General features: G+C 41.2%; 21 protein-coding genes and 1 CRISPR repeat array. Of the genes, 2 read left to right on the top strand and 19 right to left on the bottom strand.

Features of this window, described 5'->3' with window-relative positions:
* Nucleotides 1-3: 3 nt before the first annotated feature.
* Genes cmr4 through CYLST_RS19755 form a run of 3 tightly spaced genes read right to left on the bottom strand, consistent with a single transcriptional unit; the run spans nucleotide 4 to nucleotide 3,420 of the window.
* The gene (gene cmr4 / locus CYLST_RS19765; RefSeq protein WP_015209509.1) at nucleotides 4-855 is read right to left on the bottom strand and encodes a type III-B CRISPR module RAMP protein Cmr4; all 852 of its coding nucleotides are present in this window, start codon (nucleotides 853-855) and stop codon (nucleotides 4-6) included.
* A 1-nt stretch (nucleotide 856) separates the two neighbouring features.
* A complete protein-coding gene (locus CYLST_RS19760) occupies nucleotides 857-1,840 on the bottom strand; it encodes a type III-B CRISPR module-associated Cmr3 family protein (protein WP_015209508.1) in 984 nt (327 codons plus the stop codon).
* Nucleotides 1,825-3,420 (bottom strand): Cas10/Cmr2 second palm domain-containing protein, encoded by a 1,596-nt coding sequence (locus CYLST_RS19755; RefSeq protein WP_015209507.1) that lies wholly within the window; start codon nucleotides 3,418-3,420, stop codon nucleotides 1,825-1,827. Before CYLST_RS19755 ends, CYLST_RS19760 begins: the two co-directional genes overlap by 16 nt.
* A 384-nt stretch (nucleotides 3,421-3,804) precedes the next feature.
* On the opposite strand from CYLST_RS19755, the gene CYLST_RS19750 reads away from it, so the two are divergent.
* Entirely contained in the window at nucleotides 3,805-5,889 is a 2,085-nt protein-coding gene (locus CYLST_RS19750; RefSeq protein WP_015209506.1) for a WYL domain-containing protein, read from the top strand.
* 68 nt (nucleotides 5,890-5,957) lie between these two features.
* Nucleotides 5,958-7,192: a CRISPR direct-repeat array (repeat unit 36 nt; unit sequence GTTTCCATTAATTCCACTTCTCAGAATAGAAGTGAC).
* Nucleotides 7,193-7,898: 706 nt separating this feature from the next.
* Here the strand turns inward: CYLST_RS19750 and CYLST_RS19740 are convergent.
* Nucleotides 7,899-8,456: a hypothetical protein gene (locus CYLST_RS19740; RefSeq protein ID WP_015209504.1), complete on the bottom strand. Its 558-nt coding sequence runs from the start codon at nucleotides 8,454-8,456 to the stop codon at nucleotides 7,899-7,901.
* Between the two features lie 28 nt (nucleotides 8,457-8,484).
* Here CYLST_RS19740 and CYLST_RS19735 point away from each other — a divergent pair, with 28 nt between their 5' ends.
* Entirely contained in the window at nucleotides 8,485-8,697 is a 213-nt protein-coding gene (locus tag CYLST_RS19735) for a hypothetical protein (RefSeq protein ID WP_015209503.1), read from the top strand.
* Nucleotides 8,698-8,713: 16 nt separating this feature from the next.
* Here CYLST_RS19735 and CYLST_RS19730 read toward each other — a convergent pair whose 3' ends face one another.
* The 15 genes from CYLST_RS19730 to CYLST_RS19660 form a co-directional block, all read right to left on the bottom strand.
* Entirely contained in the window at nucleotides 8,714-10,132 is a 1,419-nt protein-coding gene (locus CYLST_RS19730) for a sensor histidine kinase (RefSeq protein WP_015209502.1), read from the bottom strand.
* Between the two features lie 57 nt (nucleotides 10,133-10,189).
* Complete coding sequence (locus tag CYLST_RS19725; protein WP_015209501.1) at nucleotides 10,190-10,651, bottom strand: DM13 domain-containing protein; 462 nt, start codon at nucleotides 10,649-10,651, stop codon at nucleotides 10,190-10,192.
* A 169-nt stretch (nucleotides 10,652-10,820) separates the two neighbouring features.
* Nucleotides 10,821-12,479 carry a glycosyltransferase family 39 protein gene (locus CYLST_RS19720; protein WP_015209500.1) on the bottom strand — a complete coding sequence of 553 codons (1,659 nt, stop codon included), beginning with the start codon at nucleotides 12,477-12,479 and terminating at the stop codon, nucleotides 10,821-10,823.
* Between the two features lie 17 nt (nucleotides 12,480-12,496).
* A complete protein-coding gene (locus CYLST_RS19715; protein ID WP_015209499.1) occupies nucleotides 12,497-13,315 on the bottom strand; it encodes a GNAT family N-acetyltransferase in 819 nt (272 codons plus the stop codon).
* 587 nt (nucleotides 13,316-13,902) lie between these two features.
* Entirely contained in the window at nucleotides 13,903-14,823 is a 921-nt protein-coding gene (locus tag CYLST_RS19710) for an NAD(+) kinase (RefSeq protein WP_015209497.1), read from the bottom strand.
* 6 nt (nucleotides 14,824-14,829) lie between these two features.
* Complete coding sequence (gene nuoK / locus CYLST_RS19705) at nucleotides 14,830-15,135, bottom strand: NADH-quinone oxidoreductase subunit NuoK (RefSeq protein ID WP_015209496.1); 306 nt, start codon at nucleotides 15,133-15,135, stop codon at nucleotides 14,830-14,832.
* A 47-nt stretch (nucleotides 15,136-15,182) separates the two neighbouring features.
* The gene (locus CYLST_RS19700; RefSeq protein ID WP_172642195.1) at nucleotides 15,183-15,779 is read right to left on the bottom strand and encodes an NADH-quinone oxidoreductase subunit J; all 597 of its coding nucleotides are present in this window, start codon (nucleotides 15,777-15,779) and stop codon (nucleotides 15,183-15,185) included.
* 73 nt (nucleotides 15,780-15,852) lie between these two features.
* Nucleotides 15,853-16,434, bottom strand: coding sequence for an NAD(P)H-quinone oxidoreductase subunit I (ndhI, locus tag CYLST_RS19695; RefSeq protein WP_015209494.1), 582 nt, complete (start codon nucleotides 16,432-16,434; stop codon nucleotides 15,853-15,855).
* A 197-nt stretch (nucleotides 16,435-16,631) separates the two neighbouring features.
* The gene (gene nuoH, locus CYLST_RS19690) at nucleotides 16,632-17,750 is read right to left on the bottom strand and encodes an NADH-quinone oxidoreductase subunit NuoH (protein ID WP_015209493.1); all 1,119 of its coding nucleotides are present in this window, start codon (nucleotides 17,748-17,750) and stop codon (nucleotides 16,632-16,634) included.
* 390 nt (nucleotides 17,751-18,140) lie between these two features.
* Complete coding sequence (locus tag CYLST_RS19685; protein ID WP_015209492.1) at nucleotides 18,141-19,277, bottom strand: citrate synthase; 1,137 nt, start codon at nucleotides 19,275-19,277, stop codon at nucleotides 18,141-18,143.
* Nucleotides 19,278-19,389: 112 nt separating this feature from the next.
* Nucleotides 19,390-19,884: a phosphohistidine phosphatase SixA gene (sixA, locus tag CYLST_RS19680; protein WP_015209491.1), complete on the bottom strand. Its 495-nt coding sequence runs from the start codon at nucleotides 19,882-19,884 to the stop codon at nucleotides 19,390-19,392.
* Between the two features lie 87 nt (nucleotides 19,885-19,971).
* The gene (locus CYLST_RS19675; protein WP_015209490.1) at nucleotides 19,972-20,655 is read right to left on the bottom strand and encodes a Shedu immune nuclease family protein; all 684 of its coding nucleotides are present in this window, start codon (nucleotides 20,653-20,655) and stop codon (nucleotides 19,972-19,974) included.
* A complete protein-coding gene (locus CYLST_RS36025) occupies nucleotides 20,652-21,149 on the bottom strand; it encodes a type II toxin-antitoxin system RelE family toxin (RefSeq protein WP_015209489.1) in 498 nt (165 codons plus the stop codon). Before CYLST_RS36025 ends, CYLST_RS19675 begins: the two co-directional genes overlap by 4 nt.
* Before the next feature lie 322 nt (nucleotides 21,150-21,471).
* Complete coding sequence (locus CYLST_RS19665) at nucleotides 21,472-21,942, bottom strand: DUF29 domain-containing protein (RefSeq protein ID WP_015209488.1); 471 nt, start codon at nucleotides 21,940-21,942, stop codon at nucleotides 21,472-21,474.
* A 164-nt stretch (nucleotides 21,943-22,106) separates the two neighbouring features.
* The gene (locus tag CYLST_RS19660; protein ID WP_015209487.1) at nucleotides 22,107-23,390 is read right to left on the bottom strand and encodes a DHH family phosphoesterase; all 1,284 of its coding nucleotides are present in this window, start codon (nucleotides 23,388-23,390) and stop codon (nucleotides 22,107-22,109) included.
* Nucleotides 23,391-24,035: the final 645 nt, after the last annotated feature.

The raw sequence follows: 24,035 nt of genomic DNA, 5'->3' as shown, positions 1-24,035 counted from the left end.
TATTTACAATCCATTTAAAGTTAATTCACAATGACCCAAACCGATAGATTCTAGACCACCAAGATAAATATCTGTGCTTTGACTACCATTGAAAGGTTGCCAATTTTTGCCAGATTTATCATTTCTGATAGCAATCGGAAATACTAAAATTGTTCCTTCTGGTAAAGCTTCGGTATTAAAGAAACCACCACCATCTACTACTTTTTGGTCTGCTTTTAATCGCACACGACTTTGACGATATAAAGCCATATCGTGAATCATGCCGATATCACTATCATCTACTATGATTGCAGGTTGCTCTTTTTTAGCGGGAAACCAAGGGGATAAGTCTACTGTTTTCTTGATAGTTACAAAACCTAAGTTAAAGAATAAGGTTTTTGTCCCACCTGGTAATGATTTTGTTCTCAAGTTTTTTGAACCAGTATAAGCATCAGGAATTTCTACCTCTTTGAGAAATTTAGTTTGACCATCTACTTGTACTTGAACTGTATCACCAGCAATTCTTTGATAACGTTGCAGTAAACGAGGACAGGTTACCCAAACTATTGGTTGTCCTGGACAAAAAACAGGAATCCAAATAATAGAAGCATACTCAAATTTAACGATAGATTCGTTGTTATTTGATTCTTCTGCACCTGCTTCGTTACCATACCAATAGTTTGTTTCTGTTTCTCCATTTTCTAGCAGACGCATTTCTGACCGCAGACGACCACGAATAGAACTACCGGGAATGATGCCAGTTTGGGTAAATTGGTCGCGGAAAATTAGGTTTAAATTACCGCTTTCTTGTCCGGCTGTTGCACCTACATGAAGTGGTGCTAAAGTTTCAATTATGCCATAAGCTTTTTTGTACATTTTATGCGACTCCTTTAATTTCTACTGGTAAACACAAACCACACCCAACTTTTTTAAGGCTATAACCTTCTTTGGGAAACCATGCTTCATCCCATTCCCACCAAGGTTTATCTATGGGTTCTTTGAGAACGTAAACACTCCCAGCAGGAACTGCATAACGTCCTCTTCCTAATGTCCCTTGGGAACGATAACGATAGGGAACTGGTTTATCAGTTAACATTTGCATAGTTTCAGGAAAATTATCATGTTGAGGTTGACGGTAAGATATACGGTTAGAACCCCAAATTCCTGGTGTGATTAAAGCGAAACTTTTAGCGATGGGTTGATTTAAAATATCTACTGTTTTTTGATTCAGTTTGTCACAGGAGATTTCGACAATGTGATTTTCACCACCGAACCGATACCAACCGTTATCAATGGGATAAGTTGATAAATAAATTAAACAAACATCGTCGGGAATCTGCACAGAGTTTTCTAGAAATAGTCCGTCAGATTTTTCTACACAACGTTCTGATTGTTGAATTTTAGGATGGAGAAAAGAAACGAACTTCCAAGGACTGTCAGCAATTGATTTACTTGCTTTGAGTCCTTTTGATGATGTTTTCCAAGAGTCTATAGTTTGCCAACGATAATCAGGTTCTGGTTTTTCTATATCCTTTTCTAATTGCCATTCACCATTTTCTATTTGCCATTCTCCTATGCCTTTTTTAGAGATGATTTTATGCCAGGGAATGGGAATATAAAAGTTTTGTTTGGTATTGGATTTTGCCCAAAATGGGCCTGTAACATAGAGATTATCTCTCAATTCTGTTTGAGTAAATTGTCCGGTCGTTTTGCTGATGCTAAATATTAAACCTGATAGTGTGGAAGCTTCAGGAGGAAATTTAGCACCGGAACGTCCAACTAGGTTTTCTGGTGAGAGAAATGCCCCAGCACTTCCATACATAAATCCTAACGGATTAATACTAATTAGGTATTTGAACATAAATGCCAGCCTACTTTAATTAAATCTGTCATCCAATCAATTGTGGCTTTTGCTCTATCTATTTCGTCATCATTTTCGTTAAATCCAACAAGATATTGCGCTAATTTATAATTTTTATCTTCTAGTAATTTCTGTCCTTCTCCTGGAAAGTAAACCTCAAAAAATTCAATTGCTGATTTTTGGACAATATAAGCTTCTTTGGCATTCTCAATTTTAAATGTTCGTCGAGATTCTAAATGTGCTAAGTCTTGATAAACATGACTCCAGTTAGATTGTTTTTCTCTATCTCGATACTGCGTTAAAATATGCAAATAATCCCAGGGACAAGTCCATTGCACATATTGACCACTATTAAAAACTACTCTAATTGTGACTCGGTTGCGTCCTAAAGATTTAGCTACTTTTTCCGCTTCTCGACAATGTTGTAAAACGTCTCGCTGGGGTACACTACCAGCAACCCAAACAAAGCCAACACTTACAGTAATACTCTGTTTATGTTCTTGCCATTTATCATTTATTGCCATTAACCATTGATATGCTGTTAATGGTTGAATCGGTTCAGCAGGATTTTTACTATAAATTATGCCTAAAAAATCATCACCACCTGCATAAACTACTCTACCTAGGTCTTCAGGAAAATTTTGCTCAAATTGTTTTCCCCAATTTCGCATTCCTTGACTAAATGTTTCAATTCTTATATCACTATCATTTTCATCTGCTAATTTTTTTAAATAATCTCCAACTTTGTCACCATCTCCCATAAACCAACCTGTCCATTGTCCAGGTACATTTTTATTGGGTTTGCGTTCAATTTCTTGAAATCGTTTGAGTTTTTCTAATGGTTGATTATTAGGTATTGCTTGGCTGATTAAATCTGCTATTTCTGGTAAGGTAATTAGACGTTTTACCAATTCAGGAATACTCAGCTTTTCGTTAGGTGCAATATATTTACCTTCTGGTTGTTTGTCAGGTGGACAATTATCTAATTTTCTGGCAAGTTGTGTATAAAAGCCTTTAATGCTATCATTCTCTGAACGATAGTTCATATTTTTAGGATTACGAGTTTCTGCACCTAGTCCCGGAAATGCGATCGCATCTGTACCCGTCAAGCTAGAACTCTCACCAATCCAGTTAACCGCAGTCCAAGCACGGGATAATTTCCGAGTCTCCAAATCATCCATCGCTGCTTGGATAGTGTCACCTCTTCCTTGAAATATTTCCCAGGTGTGACAACCCCAAAGCGTCCACTCCCGTTCCCAGTGGTATTGATAATCAGGTAATTTTTTCTCAACCCAAGTCCGACATACTTGTAAAATTTTCTTCCAAGCAGAGGTGAGGATTATCTCTGCATCACCTTTACTAACTTCTCCTTTAATCAGAATCCGATTAGGCATCCCTTTCTGCAAATTATGACTTGCTGGAGAAATTACTTCTAGTTCTGGTGGTTTATGAAACTCTTTTACTAACTGCTGACTTAGGTAAGAGAGAATCAAAGATGCACCATACAAATCGCGGAGTTTGCGGGATTTCTCAATAAATCCTTGAACTGGTGCAAAGGTGATAGCAGTATACTGATTCATTTAGCTATATCTCCTTTATACACTAGGTTTTCAACATACAAGCTTTTATTTAGCTTTTTAGAAAGAAAAATACTTTGTAACAATTCTTTATTACCTAGCAGCGAGTTTGGTTGTTAATTGCTAAATTAAAAAGTCTAAAATCCTTCTATTGCCTACAGCGTGAGCAATATAATGGTAAGAATTCTATATTTTTTACTGTGTAAACTTTTGCCGATTTATGTTGTGCTTTTATCTTAGCGGTAATCTGAAAGTTGTAAACTACTATTCATGCGAATGACGAAATTTACAGTAGAGAAGTGGTGATAAATTTGTGATTCGCTTGACAGGACTAGATTTTGAGTTTAAAAGAGGATACAAAAAAATCAGCCTGAGTATGTAAAGAAAATGTCTACTCCTCCTATCTGTCACTTTCTCATTGGTATCCCTGGTAGTGGCAAATCTAGCTTCGCCGCCGAGTTAGCCAAACTGGAGAATTATCGCGTTGTCTCTACTGACGCTATTCGCCAACAACTCTACGGCGACGCAACTATCCAGGGTGAGTGGAGTCAAATTGAGAAAAAAGTTATCTCTGAGATAGTTGAGGCGATCGCACAAGGTTATGCTGTAATCTATGACGCTACCAATGCCAGACGTGGGTGGCGGATGGATTTGCTGCAAAAGTTGAACTTATCTTTGACAAATCCTGTACTGTGGATGGGGTGGTACTTGCAAACTCCCCTTGCAACTTGCAAGGTATGGAACCAACAACGCCCCCGCCAGGTTCCAGACTTTGTAATTGAGAGTATGCACAAGTCTCTGCAAGACTTTCCGCCAATAGCAGCAGAAGGATTTGCAGCAGTAAAAGAAATCGATGTCACCTCCCCCAAATTTGACATTCAACAAATCCCAACCCAAATTCAACAGCTTTCCCGTACCCTCATCAACCGCGCCAACCGCAACCGCTATATTACTTTGCACTCTTATAGCAAGCTGCTGGACTTTGAACGCTTAATGCATCTGCTTTCTCTGATAATTCGCTACCCAGAAATTGGTAATCTGCAAGCAAATCAGCCCAGTTTGCTAGAAAGCATTTTTAGCAATGTTCCTCAGTTTGCTAGTGCGGCGGCGGAAGTTAATGCCTTTATGGCTAAATTGTGCGGTAATATCTATGCTGACGAAAATGCCGTTGCATCTGATTTACTCTGGTTAAAACAAAATAGTCTAATTGGCGTCAATACTATCTCTTCATTACCCCACTTTCTGGGGGTGGCGAGTTCGCCACCTGAATATGACTCCAGCGCCCTAGCTTCTTTTGTAACCCACGCCTATTCTGATTTAGGCAGTTTCCAGCGGTTGATGCGGACAATTTGCTTGATTCTGCACCACCCGTTTTTGCAAGATTTAGGTAAGGGAAGTTTCAAAACTCTTGTGTCTGCACTCGAAGATCATGGGATTATTGACGATGATGAACTGGACACTGTCCGCAAAGATATTGAAAAGGTTCTGAAACCATATAAAATATTGCCTGAGTTTCCCCTCAGAAATGGCTACTTTGCGGGGACAGCGATTTTGTCAGAACATGAATTAATCAAGGTGTTTGGCGTTCTCCAGTCTCAAGCGAAAAGCTTTGATGATCCCGTAGCGCTGGAAATTTATGAAACTTTTGCTACTCGCATGGTACAGAGTAAGTTAGGGGTAAGTGATGTGTATCCGGTACGCGCGATCGCCAATCGTAGTATGATTGACTCAGCTTTTTTACCACCAGAGGCGCTTTCTAGCAATTTACAGCAATTAGAAGAGGCGATCGCTAACGGACAACTGCTAGAATTAAATCGCTTTCCTGGTGGCGGTAAGTTTGCCCTTGATGAGGAAGGGTTCTTTTTAGCATATCCCTTGCAAATAGTGTTTTGTAACACTGCGTGGTATTTGGGTTATGAGTGTGAAGGTGGAGAGTATGCGGGGTTGTTCCGATTTGAACGCTTAGATAGATTGTTTATCGGTCAGCCTCAAGGGAGAGTACGTTCCAGACTAGAACAAGAAAAGTCATTACAGAAACTGCATAAACTCTCTGCTGCCGGTGCGGGAATTTTCTTGGGATACAGCGCTAGTGACCAGCTTTTGTACCTCAGTCAGGACAAAGGAAAGCGATCGCAAGTCTGTGTCACAGTAGAACTATGGTTTAATGATGCTATGTTTAGATTTATTGCTGAGGGAACTAAGAGATTTCCTGCACAGCAAATGAAGATGTCTCCACCTGTAATAGGAGGGAAATTAAACTCCCCCAAGTCGATTTTCTGTCTCAAGAAAACCGGAGATAAAAACTTCCCCAATCGCTTTCGGGTAGTATTGCCTAAATGGTGTTTGGGTGATGTAGAGTTTATTCGCTGGATTGTTGGGTTTGGAGGAGGTTTGAAGGTGTTACAGCCACAAGAGTTATTAGTTAAAGTTAGGGGAATGGGTGAGGATATTGTTAAAGTTTATAGCGAGTAACAAGTAAATATTTAAACTATATTTAATGGTTTTTAAAAAAGGTCGGATGTTAATATCCCGACCTTTTAATTTTGATTAATTCCACTTCTCAGAATAGAAGTGACGGTATAAACCCTGTGATTATGCTTTGGGATAATTTCTGGGTGTTTCCATTAATTCCACTTCTAAGAATAGAAGTGACTCCTCCTGCTGGGATGGGCTGGGCATGCTGTCAATGGCATCCTCGTTTCCATTAATTCCACTTCTAAGAATAGAAGTGACTGTGTTACGTGGCATCGATATCCCTGTCATAGAAATGTTTCCATTAATTCCACTTCTAAGAATAGAAGTGACGCCTATGCCCTTTATGGAAGATTGATTGGCGGAGAAGTCAAGTTTCCATTAATTCCACTTCTCAGAATAGAAGTGACCAGCTTAATCCTGCTTTGAAAGAAGCATATCCGTTGTTTCCATTAATTCCACTTCTCAGAATAGAAGTGACTCTCACTGTTCATCTTGAAGCCGATGACACATATACGTTTCCATTAATTCCACTTCTCAGAATAGAAGTGACAGTTCTAGGTGATACGGCAAAAATCGCAATTCCAACGATTTTTCCATTAATTCCACTTCTCAGAATAGAAGTGACAAAAGAGGTGCATAAATCACCCAATTACGACAAGCCTAATGGCAAGTTTCCATTAATTCCACTTCTCAGAATAGAAGTGACTGATCACCACGTCGGGAACCAATTCCCGTCTGTATGGTTTCCATTAATTCCACTTCTCAGAATAGAAGTGACTATTCAACGAGTTTTGCAGGCAGAAGATAATCGGGTAAGTTTCCATTAATTCCACTTCTCAGAATAGAAGTGACATTCCGAATAGACACGTCCGTTAGAGAGCCAAAGTTTCCATTAATTCCACTTCTGAGAATAGAAGTGACGCTGCACAATGAGTTTGCAACGATGAAGGCTCTCTTGAGCTAGAGTCGGTTTCCATTAATTCCACTTCTAAGAATAGAAGCGACGAATACGAAGGGCGACCTTCTGCTTTCGTCGTATCTCGTTTCCATTAATTCCACTTCTAAGAATAGAAGCGACTTGTTAACGTACCCAGTAAGGTACATATTGTTGCAAGTTTCCATTAATTCCACTTCTAAGAATAGAAGCGACCTGCAAATATCCCCGGACGAACCGGTAGATGCGAGGTTTCCATTAATTCCACTTCTAAGAATAGAAGCGACGCGTGGCTACAGAAAGAAGAGTTGGAAGCAACCTTTCAATCTGGTTTCCATTAATTCCACTTCTCAGAATAGAAGCGACCCCTCATACTTTAAGCCCTGACTATGCCTAATGTCCAGCTGCCGTTTGCGACGGGGTCTGTGCACACAGAATTTATCTGCGTCAGCTAGAGGCAGAAAAACCCCAAAACCCTGTCAGAGAGAGATATCGGCAGGGTCAACGAGATAATAACGGTTTCCAGCTTTTGCTGACCCTGACGCAGAGAATGCCGAGAAAATTCATAAATTTGTCATTCGCATGAAAACACTAGCTAAATAATTAAGCACCCACTACCTTAAAACATAGAGCAAACCTACAAGTAGCATCAACCACTAATGTAAATAACCCCTTTCCAAACCTCCCCCCCACGGGGAAAGAGGCTTTAAAACCTTTATTTTATCCTTCAAAACTAAGAATATTTTTGCCCCTCTCCGTTTCGGAGAGGGGTTGGGGAGAGGTTCCCCGTAGGGAAGTCGGGAAACCCGCCCAACACAGTAGTTCCCCCACAAGAGTTTTAGTTAATTTGATTATGCAAATTAGATTATTTCTAGAAACAATTGGGCGTAACCTATCGCTTTTTGAGCCGACAACCCGCACCATTGCCCTTCCCGCAATTACAGCGGATCCCTTTGTTATAAGGTACATCATAGCCCCCTCATCGCTTGCGGGGAGGGGGTTGGGGGTGGGGTTCTTGTACCTCATGACACTGGGAAGTGCTGTAATAGTGGAAAAATAGGAAATAAGAAGTTTAACCAAGGTAAGGATATTGGTGGAAATTAATTTTTAGTTTTAATAATTCTGTCCAGTAACGTGTAGCATTCTGCTTCGTTATTTCCCTATCACGTTGTTTGTGAACTCTGCCTATTTCCATCAGATAGTATGTTAATCTTATCGCAGTAATTAAATGGCTAAAACCCAAAGATTTGAAATGCTGTAAAAACAAGTGTAGTAGAATTTGTGGTTTTTGTTTGTGGCGAAAATACATCCACCATTTCATTTGGTGAATGGCGATGCTGGTTTGATAACCTAATATAGTTTCCACCTCAATTAATTTATCTTTAGCTTGATGATAAAACTGCATTTCTTCATCAAAATCACCTGCTTTATAGGCTAAATCAGCTTCATCAGCTAATTGATATGCCTGACTAATTAAATGACCTGCTGTTTCTGCTTCTTGTTTGTTATATCCAAGACTTGTATATATCTTGGCTGCTGCTGATGCCAATTCTGTAAACTTTTCAGCATCATGTAACCAATATATTTCTGATTGTAATTCTCCTAATACAGCTACCAGATTATCATTCATAGGGATACACAAAATCCGGGAAACGAGGGTGGCTTTAGAGAGAGGTAAGCGACACAGTTACTTTAGTGCCCGTCAAAATGTTATTGCTGAAAATATCATAAAGGGAGCGGTAGAACCGGAAAAGCCCAGATTATCCAAACAACTCCTGATGCTGATAAGCGTAGTAGCACCAGGAAATAAACCTGTTACTTTGCAACGAGAACGAATATCAGAAATTGCCAAAACATCCCAATCCCATTAAACACAAGGGTTGTGGCTTAAACAGGCAAGCTAATTGTAAACACACTTCCTTCACCCAAACGCGATCGCACACTCACACTACCCCCCATCCCCTCTACAAGTGTTTTCACAATCGACAACCCCAAACCACAACCCCCAGTAGAAGAAGTCCGAGACTCATCTACCCGGTAAAAACGCTCAAAAATCCGTGATTGATGTTGTAAAGGAATCCCATATCCTTGATCGCAAACTTGAATAATCGCCTCTTCACCTTGCTGACTTATCTTTAAAATTATGGGCGTATTAGCTTCAGAATACTTAACAGCATTATCAATCAAATTCAACAATACTTGTTTAAGGCGATTATAGTCTGTCTTCACTTCAATTCGCTGATTTATTGCCTCAATCGTCGTCAGTCGCTCACTATAATTTTGTGCCATATTCACAACTTCAGCAACCAAGTCATTCAGCACGCACTGTTCCATCCGAAAATGCAAATAACCATTATCCACCCGTGCTAAATCGAGTAAATCTTGTAAAAGCCGGATAGTCCGTTCAGCTTCCGCAGCAGCCGTTTCTAAAGCTTCTGTTTGGGCAGATGTTAAGTTATTTTGCCGCCGTAAAACGCTTTGTAAATAACCATTTACTATAGTTAATGGTGTGCGTAGCTCGTGGGAAACATTACTGACAAATTGTCGCTCCTGCTCCCAAGATTGGGAAAGGCGAGATAACATCATGTTAAAAGTTTGCGCTAATTCTTTAACTTCGCTAGGTGCGTTATCCAGATACAGTTGTGCTTGCCCTAAATCTGCTATGGAAATCACAGCAGTCATTTGACTTAACTGACGCAGCGGTTGGAGAGAACGCTGGATGTAAAATGCGATCGCCACATAAATCGCTATAATTACCAAAATACTGGCAATAGCCAAGCTTCTGACCATCGCCATAAACATTATTTGTTCGCGGGTTACATCCTGCACCACAAATAATTTCCCCAACACCTTACCTTGTACAGGCAAACTAACACCACACAAAACAAAGTAGCGTTGACTCACCTTGTCTACTTGGGGTTTAACCGACATCTCAGTTAAAGACATCAACTTAACTGATGTGGACTCAGATAGCAGATGCCAATTGCCAGATTTCGCCAGAATTTGATTATCCCGACTTTTAACCCACACAAATACATCGGTATTTGTCAAGTTATTAATTGCCTTTTGCAAGGCAGTATCCGGTGGCATCATTTCACTATAAAGTTGCACATCACGCGGCAAGCGGTCGGCAATTTTTTCAATGTTATACTTATGACTATTAATCAAAATTTGCTGCATTTTCCAGCTTGTCCAGATAGCAAAGCTACCTAATCCTAAAGCTGAAACTACAGCAATACCAACCGTTAAGCGCACCTGTAATGAAAAGAAATCAATTTGCTGCCAAATTTTGCTAATTTGTTTCACTATTGCACTTAGAATATTTGTTAATAGACAATTTTATTAGCAAAATTATTTTTGCATTTATCCTGGTAAAGGAGCATAGCCAAAAGTAGCATTGAATTTTCGACACCATACCGCCACAGAGCGAAAATCTGCCAACTTAACATTATCAGGTAGTGCATAACGTTGAGAACCGCTTGTCTTTTGTAAACGGGCAATACTCACATAATCGTTCTTTTTAATACCATATATTGGCGGCGTATCAGAACGATATAAAATCACAAATACATCGGGGCCTTGATTAGTCTTGAAACGCTGATCAAACTCTAGGTAGCGTTTCCCCTGTTCAGTAACGACGCTGACTGTTCCCTGAGTGGGGTGTTCCCCAGCCTTAAAGTTTCCAGACTTTGCTACTGCTACTGGACTGCTGACAATTGTTGCGGTTGGAATCTTGTTATCTATGGTATTTGAGGTTACTTCTTTTGTACAGCCGATGGTTAAAACGGTAGCAATACCCAGAATAGTTAAATACTGAAACTTCATAGCTTTATCCTGCCAAAGTTTATCTCTAACGACAATTTAAAGCCTTTTGATATCACTAATATTAATTTAAGCTGAGAATTCGTTTAATATTTACTCTGGTTATATTTATTTGTTTTTAACAACTTGTATCAATACTTGGTCATGAAACCGAATTTTTATCAGAGTGCAATCAATTAATGGTAGCTTCAGATCCCCGACTTCTTAGAGAAGTCGGGGATCTAGTTGTTCGACGTAAGACACGAGGCTTTATTAGTTTCCAGACTAGGTAATGATCGTTCCCATAAATAATGTGGGATTTAGACCGATATTTTGCTTTTATTTGATTCCGCCAGGCATTGGCAGGATTAAATAAAAATACATCTGTTGTAAAAAAATCAGGAATTTTAGGAATATTTTGACCTTTCATTAACTGAAATCGCACATTTGGCTCCACAAGATAGCTCAGAGAAAATATATTCCCATAGTTAGTGCCAAAAGCATTACTAACTACAATTGGGCGAGCAGCCCGATTGACTATTTTGGCAACTTGTGGATGGTTATAACTAATCGCTTTATTCCACCATGTATCTGCCTGACAACTTACCCGATAAGACACCAGTCCACAGATAATTATTAGTGCCAGAATCATTTGCCAAATTATCCGGCGCGATGAACTCCCATTATATAGTTGGGTAGCTAGTAGGTAAGCCACAGCTAATTGCATCCCTAAATAAGAGGGAATTAAATAGCGTGCAGAAAGTGAACGTGTCCCCCCCAAAAACAAATCTGGTAACATGAGCGGAAACGCTGGTACTACAATCAATGTAACGATAAATAACCAAACTCTGGTGTTAGTTGTCCGACAAAGAAAATAAATTGCATATCCAACCAAAATTAAAAAAATTGGTGTAATTAAATAGCTAAAAGGATTTTCAAAGCCAAAGTTTAAATCAAAGAAAATTCGGCTTAACTGCATCAGCCAAGATTGAATTAAATTTACCGGGGGTAACTGCATTGTTTCCCCATCTATTAACTGTTCAAACTGCCTAAATTTATCTATCACCACCAGCATCCAAGGTGTGAAGGCAATAAACCCAGCCAAGGATGCTAGAAGATAATTTCTAACTGTTTGAGTCAAGCGAAATCTGGCAATAATAATCACATAAATTCCATGAGCAACTGACACAAATCCACTTAACAAAAATGTATAGAGGCTCAGTGCCAAAGTTACTGCATAAATCACCCAGTTAAAAATGCGTGCATTTTTATCTTTTGACTCTAGCCCCATAGCTCGCAGAAGTGCTGCACTGCATAGTAATATAGTTACTAGCCAAAGCATATATTCTCCCGCTTCCTGGGCATAGATGAGGTGAATGGGGGAGATAGCCATAAGTGCGATCGCTAAAAATGGCACCGATAACGGCACATTAAATAATTCTCGACATAGCCAATAAACGCATGGGAAAACTAGCAAACTAATAAAAACAGATAAACTTCTGATAGTTGTCACTGAGTAACCGAAAATTTCCACCCAAAGTCGAGCAATTATGTAATAAAGTGGTGGATGCTGGGGATCTTCAATTGCTAAAGACTTAATCGTATCACTTAAACCTTTTTCTAAATTAGGACGTTGGAACCTAGCAAAACTTTCTCTAGAAATTACCTGCCCATTAAATAATTGCTGTTTTACTTCCCTCGCTGTGTAACCAGAAATCCGCAAAGATGTATAAGTCTCGTCGTGCCAGTAAACTTTGCCGCCAAGGTTAAAAAAGCGAAAAAATATACCTACTATCAACAAGACAATGATTAAAAACCGCAACCAACTCGGAATGAGTTTGAGATGCCGCATAAGCTAGTTTATTGAGTTTATGTAGTTCCAGGGTTTAGCCTGACATCTGCTAAAGCAAGATTTGGGTAATGCCATCTAGCAAGGTTTGTGAGATTAGATATAATTAGAAAGTCAATAGTTTTAAACTGCCGATCAATGGCTGGAAAACTGCATATTTTGGCTCCAATACTCAAATATGCCTGCAAAATCTTAGGAATTTCCAGTTTATAAGAATCTCCACACTGTTGGGGAAGTTCTAGAGCACATTCTGAATTAGGATATACCAAAATACTCGGATGCATCAAGTCATGCTGCTGAAAATAATTATAAGCACAAGCAGCTTCCCAAGGAGATTGTGTGAGTAATGATGCACAGCCAATAAAATATTGGTTTCTACTCCAGATGAGATAATTTGCTAGCCCTTCCCAGAGTAGTAAAAGCGTCTGACTGTTGCGGTATTCTTTAGCTATACATGCACATCCAACTTCCACAGATGCCTGAAGCACAGAATCGGGAATTTCCTGAAGATTAAATATATCGGCAGCATCAAAGCCTAAACATTGAGCAGCCATTGTATAAGTTTGCATCCGATAAGTGCCAATAGTTTTGCCAGTATGTTTGGTAATGAGTATCAAATGATGGCAAACCTCATCAAACTTGTCTTGATGCATTTGGGTAAGATGAGAACTAGAAAATCCTAAACCTAGCTCCCGATTAAAAACTTCAAACCGCAAGCGAAAAATCGATTCTAATTCTGCTTCAGTTGAGGCTAGCCGTAGGATATATTTTTCAGTTTGCAAAACGGGAAAATCAGGAGGAATCAGTGCGTAATTGATATCGTGATAAGAAGTTTCCATCTGTTTTCCTACTTAGATTTGTGAAATATCCTATGAGAATTAAGTTAATAAAAAATAGACCAAATAAACTAATTTGGTGCAGCATTATCAGAGCAGTTATCAAGAACCCACACTGCATAAGGCTTTTTTATTAAGCTTAGAAATATTTAATTTACATAACACTGTTTAGAGGATGTCTGAAAAGTATCAAAATTGATCGAGATCCCCCCTAACCCCCCTTAAAAAGGGGGGAACAAGAGTCAAAGTCCCCCTTAAAAAGGGGGATCTATCAGTGTTTGATTTATCACTAACAACTTCTCAGACATCCTCTTAGATAGGATTTATTTCCCCCTGTTTAAATCTGGCTAGAGAGAATCTTTGTAGGATTAACATAGTTAACTGTTAACTGAACTGTCTTCAAGATACGGTGCTTTTATTATGGACATGACCGCTAAAAAAAACTGGTAATAAGATACAAAATGCTCTGCTCAGATACTTTGGATTTCTTTCGTCCAGATAATGGTAGAAAACCCCCGGATGCACCGGGGGCTTGTATAATTTTGCGTTTACAGGCGAGTAGTGGCAAAAGCGCTAGGAAGATACCTCAATCAATTTCGGTGATTGTTGCTGTAGCGAACCCTGGTACCAGCCCAGAGCAACTTCTCCCGTAGCGTCTGATAGTATGAATTGTTCTCTCGCAAAATAATAAACTTGGCCCGACAATCTGCCATCCGCACATCAACGCGGTGTCCAGGCCAAATTGAAGTAGATAACACCCCATCCATCCATAATTTGGTACTTAAATCGTAATCCCCCAAAGGCCAAATACTGACCACGGAACCAGGGGGTAAGACGAGGGGACGACTAGAAAGACTCATCGGACAAATGGGCGTGATGGTAATCGCCTCCATACCATCGTGCATAATTGGGCCATTGGCAGACACGGTGTAACCCGTGGAACCTGTGGGAGTGGAAATAATCAACCCATCCCCCACATATTGATCGATTACCTCACCGTCGATTTCCATTTCCAGAATTGAGGTAATCATCCGGTCAGCAGAGGCGGGTTTGACACAAAATTCGTTCAAAGCGAGATAGCGTTCAGTTACTGGTTCTAAATTAGACCCATGACCCTCAAACACCGCTGCCTGCAACATCATCCGCCGCTGGATAGCATAGCGATCTTCCAACAGCCGATCCCAAACTTTCTCTGTATCCTCAAACTCATCCACCGACTCAGTTAAAAACCCCAGATGGCCTCCCACATTCACTCCCAGAATGGGGATGCCAGCAGGGGCTAGCTGTCTGGCACCCGTTAAAACAGTGCCATCACCACCGAGTACCAAAGCTAGATCAATTGGTTGACTTGCTGACGCCAAAAACACCGGATAAGGGTTATCTTTGGGACCGCTAGGCCCCATTAACACCTGGCACTGACGATTTTCTAGTTGTTTAGCACAGAGTTCCGCCCAGCGTTTGCTTTGGGAATCTCGCGCTTTATAAGCAATGATTACCTGCTTGAGTTGCACGCACAGTTACCACTTCAGGAGATTAAATTGCTCCATATCGACGGTATCACGGTTGCGATAAATGGCAAGCACGATCGCTAAACCCACCGCCGCCTCAGCAGCAGCCACGGTGATCACAAAAACTGTGAACACCTGACCCTTAATTAATATTGGGTCGAGAAAGTTGGAAAATGCCATTAAATTCAAATTAACAGCATTCAGCAGCAACTCAATTGACATCAGCACCCGCACAGCGTTGCGGCTGGTAATTAACCCATAGATGCCGATGCAGAACAAAGCTGCTGCTAGTATTAAAAAGTACTGGAGTTGCATGAATCCGGGTATCCCTTCTGAAACATTTGGCTGTTTAACTGCAAATCTTACTCTTTTGTTTCGCCATTTACTGAGACTAGTTCTCTGGGACGTTCTGGCAAAGTCAAAACAGTTCGCGGTATATCAGATGGCAAATACTCGCGACGGGCCAAAATAATCGCTCCCACCATCGCTATCAGCAACAAAATGGAAGCCAGTTCAAACGGTAGTAAGAAATCAGTGAAGAAATGCTCACCAATCAAAACTATCGAACTTTCGCGAGTTGCAGGCAGAGTGGTGTTAGCCCAAGGAGTCGCCAGCACCATTGTACTCAACAGGGCAAACAATCCTAGGCTCACTACAGCTGTGATTACTGTCCGCACCCAAGCTGTGGGCAAGGTGGCAAAAGGCTGCCGCTTGTTGACCAACATAATGGCAAATAAAATCAGTACGTTAATTGCTCCAACATAAATCAGCACTTGTGCTGTTGCCACAAAATCACCATTTAGCAACAGGTAGATGCCCGCCATGCTGATGAATACTCCCCCCAGCAAAAAGGCGGAATAGACGATGTTGGAGAACAGCACCACACCAAGGGCTGCCCCAATCATCATCACACCTAGTACGCTAAATGAAACAAACTGAACTCCTTCCGCTAAATTCACTGTTTTTTGTCCTCTGTCATTGGTCATCGGTCATTAGTCAAGAGTCATCCGTTTGACTGTTGACTCAAGACATTTATTTTTCTGTTTCTACTAGGTCTTCTGGGCGTGAACCACCACGAGGAGCATTGGCAGGCAAATCATGGGGGTCGAAGACGCCCTTGGGTAGGTAAACCAGTTCGCGTAGTGGCGTTACCATTGGGTCATCTGTTACTTTATAAGGCAAGCGACCCAGGGCTACGTTGTCATAGTTCAGTTCGTGGCGATCGTAAGTGGCAAGCTCGTATTCTTCTGTCATCGATAAACAGTTAGTCGGGCAATATTCCACGCAATTACCGCAGAAGATACAAACTCCAAAGTCGATGCTGTAGTGGTTGAGTTTTTTCTTCTTGCTGGCTTTGTCGAATTCCCAATCAACTACAGGTAGGTTGATCGGACAAACGCGAACACAGACTTCGCAGGCGATGCATTTATCAAATTCAAAGTGAATCCTACCGCGAAACCGTTCGCCAGGAATCAGTTTTTCGTAAGGGTACTGTACGGTAACTGGACGCCGCCGCATGTGGTCGAAGGTGACAGACAGCCCCTGACCAATATAACGCCCGGCTTGCACTGCTTCTTTGGCGTAATCACCAACTTGTTTCAGGAACTTTAGCATCGTTCGTGTCTCTACTCCTTTTAGGTGACAGATGATTGGGAAAAAGGTAACTGGGGAAAGCCAATTTTAGATTTTAGATTTTAGATTGGGGTTTGAGGTTTGGTAAATCTAGACATAAAATTCTGCCTAATTATCAAAATCTCAGTTTTCATCCAAAATCCAAAATCCAAAATCCAAAATTGAATACCCATTACCCATTAGCCGCCAAAGGCGACGGGAAAAGCTAGTTTCAGGGCAGCGGTTAATAGGAGATTAACCAAACCCAGTGGCAACAAGAACTTCCATCCTAAATCTAGCAATTGGTCAATCCGCACCCGTGGCACTGTCCAGCGCAACAGGATGGCAATAAACACTAAGAAGTAGGCTTTGAGTATGGTCATGGTGATACCCAATGAAGCAGCCACTATCTGCAACACAGGGTTGGCTTCACTTACTCCCAGCAAGTTAGCTATCAGGTTGATGGGTAGGGGAAAATCCCAACCGCCTAGGTACAAAACTGCTACTAGCAGGGAAGAAAGTATTAAGTTAACGTAGGAACCTAGGTAGAACAAACCGAATTTCATCCCCGTGTATTCAGTTTGATAACCTGCTACTAGTTCTTCTTCTGCTTCTGGTAGGTCAAAGGGCAAGCGTTCGCATTCTGCAAGGACGGAGATCCAAAAAATGAGGAATCCGACTGGTTGCCGCCAAATGTTCCAGCCCAGGATGCCGTAGCCAGATTGCTGATTGACAATATCAACGGTGCTGAGGCTGTTAGACATCATGACGATCGCTAACACACTCAGCGCCAAGGGAATTTCGTAACTAATGGACTGCGCTGCTGCCCGTAAGCCCCCTAAGAGGGAGTATTTGTTATTGGATGCATAGCCAGCCATCAGCAAGCCAATCGGCTGAATGCTGGACAAAGCAATCCACAAAAAGACCCCCATTCCCACATTGCTAATAACGATATTCTGTCCAAAGGGAACTATCAGAAATGACAGAAATACCGGAATTACAACAATAATTGGGCCGAGAGTAAACAGAAAGGCATCTGAATTGGCTGGCACTACATCTTCTTTAAATACCAGCTTCAGACCATCTGCTACAGGCACCAGCAACCCAAAAGGACCCATGTATTCTGGACCAATCCGCTGCTGTGCGGCGGCGGAGATTTTCCGCTCCAGCCAAGTGGAGACTAGTACCCCGACTGTTGCTGCAATCAGCATCAGGATCATTGGTAATGGCATCCAAATCGCTTTGGCTGCCCCTGGTGGTATTCCTAAATCCCTGAGGGATTGAATAAAAGTTCCTTGGAGGTCAATTCCTGAATTCATTTTTGCTGCTCTTTAAGTCATCGAGTCATGGTGAGATACAACTATTAGTTGAATTAATACCTGCTGTCTTCACCCGTTGATAATCTCTGCCGAGAAGATGCCTGATTGTAGATTTGTTGCCAATTCCCATGCCTAGTATATCCTTGGATGGTTTTTGCCTTAGTCGAACGACAGGACAACTTCTACTTATGGTTTGGATTGAGTTGAACTAATGAAACCCCCAGTCTGGGTAATGGTTGCTGGGAAAACTCTTACCAATTACCCGTTCCCATTACCAGGTTCAAGCAAGACAACGTAGCCGCTTCCAGCTTGGCAACGGTTGTCTACTTGAGCCAAATTTTCTGATATCCCAGAACTGAGGGCTGGCAAGACTGGCAATGCGATCGCCAGTTAACGTTGTTCAATGGGGATATAAGGAGCTTCGTGGCGACCGTCGTAAATTTGGGTAGGACGGAAGATCCGGTTTTCTGCGAGTTGTTCTTTCCAGTGTGCCAGCCAACCAGCAACACGCGCGATCGCAAATATTGGTGTAAACAAGTCTGTCGGAATCCCCATTTTCCGGTACACCAAACCAGAATAAAAGTCAACGTTGGGATAAATCCCTTTGCTGCCGAGTTTTTCCTCTACTACCCGTTCCATCTCTAGGGCAATTTCGTAGTACTTGTCGTACCCAAACTTCTCAAACAACTGTTCGGCTAAGGTTTGCAAGATAGTGGCCCGTGGATCTTTCACTTTGTAGACACGATGTCCAAAGCCCATAATTTTAGCTTTGCGTTGCAGACGATCCTCTATGTATGGGCGCACATTTTCAATCGAGCCAATTTCTTCCAACATCTGAATCACTTCTTCATTGGCGCCACCGTGCAAGGGCCCCCCCAAAGTGCCCACCGCACTAGCAACTACAGCGTAGGGGTCAGTTAAGGTAGAAGCCGTCACCCTGGCGCTGAAGGTAGAAGCATTCATTGTATGTTCGACATGCAAAATCAAGCAGATGTCGAAAATTCTTGCCGCCAAAGGATCTGGTTCTTGCTCATTGAGCATGTACAGAAAGTTGGCGGAATAATCTAAGTCATCGCGCGGCCGTACGGGGTCATTACCTTTTCGCATCAATTGGAATGCCGCCACCATTGTCGGAATGGTTGCTATCAAGCGGACTACCGAATCGCGAATGTAGGCAGGATTATGTAAATCCCGGAGCGAATAAAACAAACCTAACGCAGCAGCAGAGGCTTGCAGAGCATCCATCGGGTGACCGCTTTCTGGAAAGCATTTCATCATGTCCCGAATGCGATATTTTATCCGCCTGTGGAAGCGAACTTCATGCTCAAACGCTTCTAGTTCTTCCTTGGTTGGCAGTTCACCCCAGATTAAAAGAAAAGCAGTTTCTAGAAATGAACTTTTCTCTGCTAATTCCTCAATCCGGATGCCACGATATTCTAGTATTCCCTTTTGCCCATCAACGTAGCTGATACTCGATTGGGCTGCGGGAATGCCTTCTAACCCAGGCCTGAATTCGCACACCGTCATGGCAACACCATCTGCTTTTTGAAATATCTGATCACGCTAACTTACCAGAAATTATTTTCGTTATAACAGTAGCCGATCTAACAACCATTCTTTGGGAAAGGTTGAAAAACTGTTATAGCAGGTACTTGGGTGGTGTCAACCAAAACATCTGACTACGACCCAGAGGAGAACCTTTTTCTGGTAGTTTTATCCCAATCATACCTGCTTTTTTCAGGACTAGACGCTCTTTCGCTTCTCCCCAAAGGAGAATTTCTGCCCAATTGCTCAAATTAGGCTCATGTCCCACCAGCGCTAGTTGGGTTTTTTCGGGATATTTTCTAGGTTCTAACCAGTCTAGCAGCCAATTGTTAATATTACCTTCAGGCTTCAGGTGGCTAGATTCTTCTATCTGAGAACTGAGTCCAGCGGTGATGAGTATTTCTGCTGTTTGCTGGGCCCGGACTAAGGGGCTAGTAATAATTAAATCAAAGTGTAAATCTAGGGTGACGAGTCGCTGGGCTACTTTCTCGGTTTTTTGCCGTCCTTCTTTGGTGAGTTTGCGTTCTTCATCTTTGATACCGGTTTCTTTCTCTTCGGCGATGCCGTGACGGAATAAATACAGTTCCATAGTTATTTCATATCCTTGCCCTAACGACTAGAAGTCGCGGCTATACAAACGAAGTCCGCCTTCGCGGACTAAATACTTAAAAATAAGCTAAGGCAATGTGCGATCGCTTTCATCTGTGGAAATAGTTCGTTCAGCCTCTGATTCTGCTTCATAAATCAGTGGATACAGTGAAAGTCTATCTCTAATATCTCTAGCTAATTGGTCAAATGTTATGCAAATTACTTTGCGTGAGTCTACTAAAACTTTATTTAAACGCCATTTCAATCTAGCTTTATCAAGAGGAGAGATAAAAGCATCTCTACCTATAATAAGAATGCCGTAAAATTCTATATTTTCACTTTCAAAAATAGAGCGGGATGAAGTCGTATTCTTAAAGTCATCAATCTTCCAAAACCAATCAATGATTTGACTGAACCCATGTTCAAATCTAGGCGACCAATCTGATGTACTTCTTCCTTTATTTACAAATATACTGTCTTTAGTAGCATCTTCAAATTCAATAAAACAGTAAGTATTGTTTACTGAATCACCAACAACTAAATCAGCACGAAAGTCACCAAAAAAAGAAAATTCATGTTTGATTTGGTTGAATCTAACGATATCAGGAACGTAAGACCCAATAAATGCCGATAAATGTAGTCTCTCCTTAAACAAGGGCAGTATATCTTTACTTTCTTGTAGTTCACTATTATTGAGAAGTAACTTCTCAAATTCATCAAGTTCAAATCGACACTTTTTAAGGTCTATGGTAAAAGAATCTAGACCTTTCATGTTTTAGCCTTTTCTAATGAGCCATAAAACATCTCAAGACGGTCGTGATTAACTATATCGACAATAGTTACTTCTCCAGGTTGAAACTCAAAAATCACTCTATATATGCCTATCGGCGCAATGAAATAATTTGGGTTTGAACTCAAATTAGCAAATTGGAGTGGTGAACAATCAGGAAATTTTTCTAGGCAACTAATAGCATGAGTAACCTTTTTTTGATATTTAGTTGGTAAAGCATCAAGTGCTATTTGTGCTTTATCAAGTAAAACTATCTGGTTTGTTTTTAACTGCTGGTTATTAGATTCAATAGAGAAGTCATAAGACTCATCAACTAAGTGCTGAAGCTCATTGAAAGAATTTTTTAGCCCTTCTTGTTCTTGTTGTTCAAGATGTTGCTTAATAGCTGCTAGTATCTTATCCTTCTCTTCTGTGCTATCTAACTCAGAAGCAACAATTTCTAGGAACATCTGATAGTCTTTTTTTGCCTTTTCCATGATAATCGCTTTGTTTGTAACAAAGTAGGCTGTCCGGGTATGAGAAATTAAAAACGTGCTATTGGCATCTCAAGTGCATCTCTTGATAAAAACTTAACAAACTTACAGCACTTTCCACAATTTAATCCTCAATTCGTTAGCAAGCATATCTATAAATTGTACCAAATTTATACCTGCTCGTATAGGAGTAAATTTTAGGCTAGTACTGAGCCGCACTGTATCCCTATGAAACTATCAGTTATTAAAGTTAATCTAATATTTAGTATAAAATACTACTTAAGCTCTACAAGTTTGTGCGAGCGCACACGGGATAAACTTACAGTTATTCTTCAGCGTTAGGATAAAAGTCTAAGTCTAAAATCTCATCGACAGAAAAAGGACAAGCGATCGCAAAATGATCCTCTGGTAAACTAGTTTCTACCATTGCCTCTCGTCGCGCTCTTTGATAGGTGGCATTTATCCAATCGGCATCAGTTAAAAAACGGCGCAAGCTGGGACTTTCTGTCAATAATTCATCTAAATTTAGTCGCTCACGGGTAATGGTCACTTGCCAACTTTGGCTACGACGTTCGGGTTGATATTTCCACTTCAGCAAATGCGACAACACCAACCGCAACGCACTCTGCAACGCACGCTGTTGACTCTTACCCAAGTCCACCACTTCCTCGATTAAATTTTCTAAATCCACTGCGTCCCAGTGTTGCGATCGCAAAAGCTCTGCTGTCTGCTCTACCCAAGCACAAAAATCTTGCTCATACAAGTTTTGTAACATTTGCTGTTTTCTAGTCTTCATGGCGTTCCGGCTAATCCTTACTTGACTAGATCACGCGGCTCATTGACGTAAATCAAGATATTGGTGTCAACGGCTTTACTGCCCATTTAAACCTTTGTAGAGACGTTGCATCCAACGTCTCTACTGTAACCCCAGCAATAGTTAGGAACTTTCTTTCATCATCCCTAAGACTGTATCGGGTTATCTCTAGGATTGACCAACCTCAGCAACTTTTGCTTAATTTGCGAATCGAAAACTTCCCATTTAATTTTGGCATAGGAAGAATTTTCGTTGCCGCCAGACAAGAAACCCATCGGAATTTCAAAGCCGCCGGCACCAGTCCTACCACCACCAAAAAACCGCCCAGTACTATCTTGCCCAAAGGCTTCTTTAATGAACTCATCGGGGTCTAGGGTGAGTTTAGTGGTTCTCAAAGAACCGATAACTACTTCTAGTTCATCATCTTCATCATGAACGATGCCATAAACTACGGCGGTGTGGACATTTTCTTCGGTGACGAGAAAATCAGCCGCTTGGGGGATGGCGTCTCTGTCTTCGTAGCGTAAGTAACCAACTCCGGCGATGGAAAAGTTGTTTTGGACAATGCGGTTTTTGAGCGATCGCTCAATCACATCCATCACCCGTTTGGAACGATTCGCCTGTAAAATGGCGTTTAGCAGTTGAGCGTCATAAAATCGGCTGAGATACGCAGCGGCCATAAAGTCTTCCTCTTGCGCTTGCATTAGCCGATTTGTATCCGATCTCAAGCCGTGCATCAAGGCCGTAGCACATTTAACGTGTTGATTGATGCTGCTATCTAATTTTAGGATGCCAGTTTGCAAATACTGGGTAAAAATCGTTGCCGTTGCTCGGACGTAAGGACGGACATCAACAAACTCTGCTTTAAGTTCTGCCTGCATGCTGTGATGGTCAATCACCGCCACTAAAGGAACTCCTGCCTGTTGCACCGTTGACAATAGCTGAGAAGTTGTTCCCTGATTATCAATTAAGACAAAACCCTGGTAAAATGACAAATCTTTAGTTTTCAGGGTTTGCAATGTCCACCGCTGGGCAGGTAAATTAGTCAGCTTGACTAAAGCAATATTCTCTTGGTGGCTTAAAGTACCAGCATAAATAATTTCACATTTAATATCGTATTGTTGAGCAATTAGCTGGTAAGCCCAAGCACAAGAGAGGGCATCAGGGTCAGGAAAATCTTGTAGAATTACCAACTGACGCTCATGTCGATGCCCTAGAAGAGTTTTTTGCAACTCTTCTGACTTCTGATTTGCTAGAGAATTGCCACGTTGAGCTATGTAGATGCTTGGTTCACCTGTCGCAGGCGGTAAGGAGGGGCGATTAAGCGGTGGAAGTTCAATTGGCTCTCTGTCTATTTCAGCATCCTCTGGGTTCGGCTCTGTGGTCAATGACAAACTCTCAAATTGAGTCACGGGAGAATTCAAATACATAGGGAACTCTTTTCTAAGTGTGAGGCTAGTTTTATTTCAATAAAAGATACTCAAACCAGTGAAGCACTGATTTAGCCACACATTACGATCTTCGCAAAAATCTTGAGTCGTGGCACTATATACATCGGTCTATTTTTTGCCAATAGCGTCGGGCATCAATCTGCCACTTCTGACGAGAATGTATATAGGGAGTGCAAACCAAGACACAAAGCATCTTGTACTGTATCTGGTCACATAAATCTTTTTTCTCGTCTTCCTTTATTGATAAATCAGCAGCTTTTGATTAAAAGCTGAACAGTTACTCTTGAAGATTTATCTGGTTTAGGGTATAATCATCGACTCATACTTCACACTTAGCTCTTAATTTCCTAGCTTTTTGAAATTAATACTCCCATATTTGGGGCTAATGAGCAATTGACTCTTATTTTCACCGAAAATCAGGCTTTTAAAGGAGTTTTTTCCTCATTTTAGCGCCAACTAGAATTTATCCCCGCTGCCATAAGATATAGTGGGGCGCTGGTAGATCACTAGCCAAGATTTAGGCACGCTTTTCTACCCGCTTGCATGGGATGTTGTCCCACACAAACATTCTGATCAGCTTCACCCAAGCCTATGTTTTGCCTTGCTGGACTATACTTGTCCAGA

The sequence above is a fragment of the Cylindrospermum stagnale PCC 7417 genome, assembly GCF_000317535.1.
GTDB classification, from domain to species: Bacteria; Cyanobacteriota; Cyanobacteriia; order Cyanobacteriales; family Nostocaceae; genus Cylindrospermum; species Cylindrospermum stagnale.
The sequence above is the reverse complement of the archived record's forward strand: the minus strand, read 5'-3'. Positions and strand labels throughout refer to the sequence as shown.